This is a genomic window from Mesorhizobium sp. CO1-1-8 (genome assembly GCF_020164875.1).
GTDB lineage: Bacteria > Pseudomonadota > Alphaproteobacteria > Rhizobiales > Rhizobiaceae > Mesorhizobium.
This window is the reverse complement of record NZ_JAIUGZ010000027.1, coordinates 55,218-62,984: the sequence shown is the minus strand read 5'-3', so window position 1 is coordinate 62,984 and position 7,767 is coordinate 55,218. Positions and strand designations below refer to the sequence as shown.

The 7,767-nt window shown below is 65.1% G+C and carries 9 protein-coding genes; 3 read left to right on the top strand and 6 right to left on the bottom strand.

Features of this window, described 5'->3' with window-relative positions; genetic code table 11:
• Window positions 1-85: 85 nt before the first annotated feature.
• Entirely contained in the window at window positions 86-850 is a 765-nt protein-coding gene (locus tag LB558_RS31705; protein WP_224701182.1) for a metallophosphoesterase family protein, read from the bottom strand.
• Window positions 851-919: 69 nt separating this feature from the next.
• Window positions 920-1,282, bottom strand: coding sequence for an ArsR/SmtB family transcription factor (locus LB558_RS31700; RefSeq protein ID WP_224701180.1), 363 nt, complete (start codon window positions 1,280-1,282; stop codon window positions 920-922).
• 199 nt (window positions 1,283-1,481) lie between these two features.
• Here LB558_RS31700 and LB558_RS31695 point away from each other — a divergent pair, with 199 nt between their 5' ends.
• Complete coding sequence (locus LB558_RS31695; protein WP_224701178.1) at window positions 1,482-2,657, top strand: MFS transporter; 1,176 nt, start codon at window positions 1,482-1,484, stop codon at window positions 2,655-2,657.
• Window positions 2,658-2,689: 32 nt separating this feature from the next.
• Here the strand turns inward: LB558_RS31695 and LB558_RS31690 are convergent, their stop codons facing one another.
• Window positions 2,690-3,142: a MarR family winged helix-turn-helix transcriptional regulator gene (locus LB558_RS31690; RefSeq protein ID WP_224701170.1), complete on the bottom strand. Its 453-nt coding sequence runs from the start codon at window positions 3,140-3,142 to the stop codon at window positions 2,690-2,692.
• Window positions 3,143-3,351: 209 nt separating this feature from the next.
• Here LB558_RS31690 and LB558_RS31685 point away from each other — a divergent pair, with 209 nt between their 5' ends.
• Window positions 3,352-4,146, top strand: coding sequence for an SDR family NAD(P)-dependent oxidoreductase (locus tag LB558_RS31685; protein WP_224701168.1), 795 nt, complete (start codon window positions 3,352-3,354; stop codon window positions 4,144-4,146).
• A 254-nt stretch (window positions 4,147-4,400) separates the two neighbouring features.
• On the opposite strand, the gene LB558_RS31680 is transcribed toward LB558_RS31685, so the two are convergent.
• A complete protein-coding gene (locus LB558_RS31680; RefSeq protein WP_224701166.1) occupies window positions 4,401-5,000 on the bottom strand; it encodes a LysE family translocator in 600 nt (199 codons plus the stop codon).
• 98 nt (window positions 5,001-5,098) lie between these two features.
• Here LB558_RS31680 and LB558_RS31675 point away from each other — a divergent pair, with 98 nt between their 5' ends.
• The gene (locus tag LB558_RS31675; RefSeq protein WP_224701193.1) at window positions 5,099-5,968 is read left to right on the top strand and encodes a LysR family transcriptional regulator; all 870 of its coding nucleotides are present in this window, start codon (window positions 5,099-5,101) and stop codon (window positions 5,966-5,968) included.
• Window positions 5,969-6,082: 114 nt separating this feature from the next.
• Here the strand turns inward: LB558_RS31675 and LB558_RS31670 are convergent, their stop codons facing one another.
• Both LB558_RS31670 and LB558_RS31665 read right to left on the bottom strand, forming a co-directional pair.
• Window positions 6,083-6,733 carry a dihydrofolate reductase family protein gene (locus tag LB558_RS31670; protein WP_224701164.1) on the bottom strand — a complete coding sequence of 217 codons (651 nt, stop codon included), beginning with the start codon at window positions 6,731-6,733 and terminating at the stop codon, window positions 6,083-6,085.
• A gap of 109 nt (window positions 6,734-6,842) precedes the next feature.
• A complete protein-coding gene (locus LB558_RS31665) occupies window positions 6,843-7,685 on the bottom strand; it encodes a protein-L-isoaspartate O-methyltransferase family protein (RefSeq protein WP_224701191.1) in 843 nt (280 codons plus the stop codon).
• Window positions 7,686-7,767: the final 82 nt, after the last annotated feature.

The window sequence follows — 7,767 nt, the reverse complement described above, 5'->3', positions numbered from 1 at the left end:
CCGAAAATTCGGGTCGCCGTTTCGCCAGTCTCAACCCGGTCCGCCAGGCCGTAAGCCAACTCTGGACGGCATGAACGAAGGGCGTTCAGCCGGGCATGGGCATGAACCCGGTTCTGAGCGCGTGAGCCCATTCCGGCCGGCCCGCCTGTTCGGCCTGCCTAGCGGCCGCCTCATGGTCGTAGTCGACGGCGATGGCCTCGAAGCGGTCGCGCTGGCCGTTGCTGCCCAAGATGACGATTCCATAGCGCGCATGCGGCGAGCCCTGCTCGGAGACATGCGTCGGCGGCGTGGAATCGTCATAGGCAGGGCACCCGATGCTGCCCGGATTGAAGATGACGGGACCATCGGGGACGCGGATCAGTTCCGCGCGGTGGCTGTGGCCGCACAGCGCGATGCGGCAAGCCGGGTCGAGCGCCTTCAGCCGACGTCGGATCGCCGTCAGCGGCGCGCGCACCAACTGGCCATTGACGATGGTGTCGGCAAGATATTTCTCGTCATGGTCGGGACGGGCGTGGAAAGCGATGATTCCTGGTGCGATCTCCAGTGTCAGCGGCTGGGCGAAAAGCACCTGGCGCTGTGCCTCGGTCAGCCGCTCCTGCGCATAGACGTCGGAGGGCCACATGGTGTCATCAGCGGGGTCGGCGGCGACACGGCGGTCGTGGTTGCCGCGCACCGTCGGCAGGTTCAGCGCCTCCAACCGCGCAAACGTCTCGCGCGGCCACAACGGGCCGGACACGCTGTCGCCGAGATTGACGGTCAGGTCGGCGCCGCCGCGCCGGCGCAGGTCGTCAAGCACGGCGTCGAGCGCCAGCACATTGCCGTGGATATCGGCGAGGACGGCGATGCGCATTTTCGGGAGGCTCCTGTGTGACACAGTTTTCCTTTTCCCCACATCCGTGGGGCGAGGAGCCCAAGTCCTTCAAGGTCTGGCGTGGATTTCGATGTCGTGGCCGCCGACCGCAGGCAGTGCCGGATCGGCACCGGCGGCGGCGATGACGCTGTCGAGCAGGCCGGGGAAGCGGGTGTCGAGATCGGCGCGGCGCAGTGTGATCATGCGGTTGGTGCCGACCACCTCGGCGCGGGTGACGCCGGCCTCGCGCAATTTGGCCAGGTGATAGCTCAGATTGGTCTTCGAGCCGAAATCGAGGAACTGGCTGCAGTTCAGCGGCACGCCCTGCTTGCTGGCGAGATAGCGCACGATGGCGAGCCGGGTCGGGTCGCCGAGCACGCCAAGCACGATCGGCAGGCTGATCTGGTCCGTATTGGGGTGTGGCAAGGTCATGGCTCGAAACTAAGCACAGTCGGCTCCGATTTCAACGCATCCATCATTGTTGGCCCGCACGCGGCCTTCCTCTGTCTCGCGCCGACCTGTGCTGACACAGGGCTGTCAGGAAGGTTCAGCTATTTTTCCCTGGCTTCATTGACATGATGCCCTATTATGTCCAATTGTTCAATAACTTTTGAACTAAGGACATCCCGCCATGGACAAGCGCCTTTTCTGGCTCGCGCTCGGATCGTTCACGATCTCGACCGAAGGCTTCGTCATCTCCAGCCTTCTGCCCGACATCGCGGCGGATGCCGGCATCTCCATTCCGCTGGCCGGCACGCTGATCACCGCCTTCGCACTCGCTTATGCGATCGGCACGCCGATCCTGGCGACGCTGACGGGCGAATGGGACCGGCGCCGCGTCATCCTGTGGACGCTGGTGTTCTTCGTTATCGGCAACATCGCGGCCGCCTTGAGTTCCTCCTTCGAACTGCTGCTGATCGCCCGCATCGTCATGGCGCTGTCGTCGGGCCTGTTCGCCGCGACCGCGCAAGGCACCGCAGTGGCGCTGGTCGATGATCATCACCGGGCGCGTGCCATCGCCGTCGTCGTCGGCGGCACCACCGTGGCCGTTGCCTTGGGTGCGCCACTGGGCGCGCTCGTTGCCACCGTTGCCGGCTGGCGCGGCACCTTTTTTGCCATCGCCGGCCTTGGCGCACTTGCGGGCGCGATCCTTTGGTACCGGCTGCCGCGGGGCATCGTTGGCACCAGGCTGCCCTTGAAGCGCAGGCTGGCGGCAGCGCTGCGTCCCGGCGTGATGCCGATCCTGTTGACGACAGTGCTGGCGCTGATCGGCGCCTTCACCGTCTTTGCCTATGTCGCGCCGCTCGCCATCGAAGGTGGCGGGCTCAGCCAGATCGCGCTGCCCGGCATGCTGCTCGCCTTCGGCGTCGGTGCCGTCATCGGCAACATTGGCGGCGGCCAGGCCGCCGACCGGTTCGGCGCGACCCGCACCGTTGGCTGGTCGCTGGTGCTGAGCGCCGGCATGCTGGTCCTGCTGTCGGTCATCCCGACCTTCCTGCCGCACCATATTGCCGGGCCGGCGCTGATGGCGATGATGGTGCCGTGGGGCATCGTCGGCTGGGCGTTCCCTCCGGCGCAGGCGAGCCGCATCATCAAGCTGGCGCCCGATGCCGCCCCGATCGTGCTGTCGCTCAACGCATCGGCGCTCTACCTCGGCGTGGCGCTGGGTGCCGTGGTCGGTGGTGCCGTGCTGCGCTACGGCGCGCCGGCCGATCTCGGCCTGGTCGCCGCGATCTTCCCGATCATCGGGCTTGGCATCGTGCTGGCCGGGCGGCTGACGAAACCGGCCGCAGTGCCTGCGGAATAGGTTCAGGACTTGAAAGCTCGCTGCCGGCCATCTCAGGCCGGCGGCAGATCAAAATCCATCGCAGCGATGTCATCCAGCGCCGCGCGCAGCTTTTCAGCCTTGTCCCTGCCGACGACATCCTCGAAACGCTGCTGGGCGATTTGCCACAGTTTCATCGCTGCCTCGAGCTTGGCCAACCCTTGCGGGGTCAGCCGCACACGCTTGACGCGGCGGTCCTCCGGATCGGCGAAGGTCTCGACATAGCCGTCGCGGATCAGTGGTTTCAGCGTGTGGCCGAGCGCCGACAGGTCCATGATCAGCGACGCGGCGATGGCGCCCATCGCCGGCTCGTCGCCGATATGGATCTGGTAGAGCAGGCCCTGCTGCGTCGCCTTGAGGCCTGATGGCTCCACCACATCATCATAAAACTTGCCGAGCTTGCGCGCCGCGCGGCGCAGCGCGGCATTGTTGCAGAGCGTGAGGCCGGGCAAGTTGTCCTTTGACATGATGGTCCTTGGCGCCGGCGAATGAGGCCTGGCTGCTGCCCTCAAATAATCCCCGTCCTTATCATTGACAAGATAGTGGCATAAGCCTACTTCACGGTTAGTGGCATATGCCACTAATTCAAATCAAGCGACTTTCCGGCAAGCGCGGCAGATGCCGCGGCGCCGGGTCAGTCGAAACGAACCAGATCAGTCGAAGAAGGAACAGGACAATGAGTGGACAGAGCAACAAGGGCACGGCGGTCATCACCGGTGCTTCGTCGGGCATCGGCGCGGTCTATGCCGACCGGCTGGCGGGGCAGGGCTACGATCTGGTGCTGGTGGCGCGGCGCGCCGACCGGCTGGAGGAACTGGCCGGGAAGCTGCGCCAGACCTATAGCGGCAACGTCAGTGTGATCAGCGCCGATCTTGCCGACGACGACGACGTCCGCCGCGTCGAACAGGCTGTAACTGCCGACGACAGCGTGACGCTGCTGGTCAACAATGCCGGCCTTGGCGGCCAGTCCGTGGTGGCAACCGCCGACGCCGACGCGGCAGAGCGCATGATCAAGGTCAATGTCATCGCCTTGACGCGGCTGACCCGTGCCGTGCTGCCGGGGTTTTTGGCACGCAACCGAGGTGCGGTCGTCAACATCGCTTCGGTGCTCGCCTATGAGACCTCGTTCGGCGGCATCTACAGCGGCACCAAGGCCTATGTCGTCAACTTCACCGAGGCTCTGCATCGCGAGGTCGACGGTACCGAGGTGCAGGTGCAGGTGGTGCTGCCGGGCGCGACACGGACCGATTTCTGGGAGCTTGCCGGCAGCGATATAGACCAGCTTCCGAAGGAAATCGTCATGAGCGCCGACGATATGGTCGATGCGGCCCTTGTCGGCCTTGCCAGGGGTGAAGCCGTCACCGTGCCGGCGCTCGCCGAGCCGGCCAAGCTGGACATTTTCCTCGGCGCCCGGCAAGCCTTCTATGGCAGCCTGCACGCCGACAAGCCGGCGGCCCGCTACGCGGCTTGATCTGGCAAGGCTGGTTCGCTTCGCGAACCAGTACCCCACCCTGGTGCTTCGCAGCGACTTGCCGGGGCGAGCCACGGGTCTCGCCCGTCCTTCGGACCCCCACAACGGGTAGGGTGAAGAAGCGCCTCGTCCGCCCATGCGACAATGGTCTTGTGGGGGTGCAAAAAAGCTGGACTCCCTACCTCCCCCTTGCGGGGAGGTCGGACCGAAGGTCCGGGTGGGTGGGGTATTGGCGCGGATTTGGCTTGAGCGCATCACGCCGTCCGCCACATCGGGATGATCGAGGCGGCCAGCACCAGTGCCAGCACGATGTTGAGCGCGCGCCATTGCCATTCGGTTTTCAGCAGCCGCGCCAGCACCATGCCGGCCACGCACCACAGTGAAAGCGAGGCGGCCGCCGCGAGGCCGAAGGTGGCGCCGAGCAGCAGCGCGAGTTGCATCGGACCGCTGGCCAATGCCGCGAACGAGGCCGCGGCGCCCAGTCCCATCGCCCAGCCTTTCGGGTTCATCCATTGAATGCCGGCGCCGCCGAGAAAGCTGTTCGGCCTAGTCATGGTCACATCCAGATTGGGCGGTCCGCTGCGGCCGATCTTGATCGCCAGCCAGATGAGATAGAGCGAGCCGATGACCTTCATCGCCAGTTGCAGCGAAGGCATGGCGAGCAGCAGGCCGGCGAGCCCGGCGGCGGCGGCACCCGTGACGGTGGCGAGGCCGGCAGCGCTGCCGACCAGTAGAGGCACGGAACGGCGAAAGCCGAATTGGGCGCCGGACGCCGTCGACAGGGTGGTGGCGATGCCGGGCGTGGTGGTGGCAACGATCGCAAACAGGATGAGCGGGATGATGGGCTCGAGCATGGGGCGTCCTCTGTGAGAGGGCCGCGATCGTAGCCGCGCGCGAACTTCAGTAAATGAAATGTTTGCTATGGTCAGCATTAGGATGGATAATGCCCATCATGATCCGAAATCTCGACCTGGCGCTGATCCGCACCTTCATCACCGTCGCCGACAAGGCCAGCATGACGGCGGCGGCCAATGCGCTGCACCTGACGCAAGGTGCTGTCAGCCAGCAGGTCAAGCGGCTGGAGGAGGCGTTTGGCTCGAGCCTCTTTGAGCGTGACCGGCGCGGCTTGCGGCTGACGCGCGCCGGTGAACAACTGTTCGGCAAGGGAAAGCGGCTGCTGGCCTTGAATGACGAGATTTGGGCCGAGATGGCTGGAACACCGGTGGCTGGCCAGGTGCGGCTCGGCGTGCCCTATGACCTTGTCGGCACCTTGCTGGCGCCGGTGCTGAAGACCTATGCCGAGACCTATCCGCAAGTCGAGATATCGCTGGTCTGCGCCTCGTCGCCGGAACTGACTGCTGCCCTTGCGGCCGGGACCATCGACCTTGCGGTGATCGAGGAACGCGTCGGCCCGTCGGCGGGCGAATGCCTTGCCATCGACCGGCTGGTCTGGGTCGGTGCCAAGGGCGGCATTGCCCGCGCCAAGCGGCCGCTGCCGGTCTCGATCGTCGCCGACACCTGCGCCTTCCGTCCGGCGGTGCTGGCGGCGCTCGGTGAGCATGGGCTGGAGTGGCGCACCGTGTTCGAGAACGGCAACATCGACGCGACGACGGCGACGGTGCGCTCCGACCTCGCCGTCACCGCCTGGCTGGCCTCCACGGTGCCGGCAGATCTCGACATATTGCCATCGGATTCCGGCCTGCCGCCGCTGCCGAATTTTGCCATCAACCTGCATCTGCCGAGGCATGGGGTAGGGCCGGCGGCGCAGGAATTCGCACGCCATATCCGCAATGGGTTGGCACGACGGCCGCAGGCGGCTTGAAGCTTCTCAGAACTTGGGTTCCTCTACCCGTCGATCGGGGGAGGTGTCGAGCGAAGCTCGACGGCGTGGGGTTCATCTTTCATTGTGGGGAGAGGAAACCCAGCTTCTGCAATGCTACTTCCAGTTCTTCCGCCGTTCGAGTTCGGCATCGGATGGCTCGCCTGTGACAAACGACCCAACTTTGATCTCGCCTGATCGTTCGTAGGTCGCCATGATGACGCCGGTGCTGGTGGTCTGCGACTTGACAAGCTTGAAGGCGGCCGGCATCGCGACATCGCCGAACAGCCGCTTGCCCTTGCCCAGCAACAGCGGGAAGATCATCAGCCGGATCTCGTCGATCAGCCCGTTGGCGAGCAAGGTCTGGATCAGATCGCCAGATCCCTGGATGAGCAGGTCAGGTCCATCCTCCTGCTTGAGGCGGCGCAATGTCGCGACGATATCCGGCCCAAGCGATTGCGTGTTCTGCCAGGTGACGGTGTCGGGCCGATGCGTCGCGACATATTTGGTCGCGGGGTTGAAGGCATCCGCGATCGGATCTTTCTGATACGGCCAGTAGGCGGCGAAGATGTCGTAGGTTCTGCGGCCGAGCAGCAGGGCGAAAGGCTTGGAGAACAGTTCATCCATCGCCGCGCCCCCCGCCTCGTCGAAGTAATGGAAGGTCCAGCCGCCGAACTTGAAGCCGCCGACCGGGTCCTCTTCCGGGCCGCCGGGCGCCTGCATGACGCCGTCGAGGCTGACGAATGTCGCAGAGATGATCTTTCTCATTCCAATGCTCCCGTTCTTCGATCCACGCCGTCGGTGGCCGGACTTCAGCCCAAGGACGGTCGGCGAGCCACCGGTCCGACAGGACATAAGAAATTTTGGCAAACCGCTGTCATTTGCGAGGTCCGGCTTCGATATTTTGCGATGAAAACCAGACATCCGCCGGTATGGCGGTGGCGGTGTCGTCCGGCGCCTTGTCCTGCACCAGCCAGATCGAGCGGCTGCGCGCGGCCTGCTCCCGGGTGGGGATCGTTGCATCGGAGTCCGCGACCGAGGCGCCGACACAGGGAATGAACCACGACCGCATGAACGGATCGCAGGTGAAGCCTTTTTGCGTGCGGGTCACCATCACCGCCAGCGGGACGCGCTCGGCCGGCCGCCAGGGAAAGATCATGCGGCCGCCGGGCCGCAGCGCCTTCAGCCATCCGGCCGGCGGCGCTACGACCCCGGCATTGACATAGATGATGTCGGATGGTGGCAACGGCGTCGTCACGGCATTGCCATGGACCACCGCCGCATTGCCATAGGCTTCGAGATTTTGTCGCGCGAGATCGGCCAGCTTCTCGTCGAGTTCGAAAGCGGTGACGGTGCCGCCTGGCGAAACCAGCCTGGCCAGCACGGCGGTGTAGTAGCCGGTGCCGGCGCCGATATGGCAGACCGCCTCACCGGGTTTCGGTTCAAGCTTTCCAATCCACATGGCATGCAGGAAGGGCTCGCCATTGTTGATGCCCTTATCGTCATCGAGCGCCACCAGCACGTTCTGGTAGATGTGCGCCGGATCGGCGCTTGGCGTCGTGACCTTGCCGTTGCCGGCGATGATCGTCCACGGTCCGGGACCGAGAAACGCTTCGCGCGGCACCTCGGCGAAAACCGCTTCCAGGCGTGGGTCGGGCGAGCCGGCATTGGCGGCCATCAGCCGCGCGTAGAATTTCCTGGCGTCTTCAATCCGGGTCATGGTGCCGGAGAACATAGCGCGGATTTCCGATCTGTCGCGAGACTACCGTTTGCGCGGAGGGGGGTAGCCGGTTTCCCGGCGG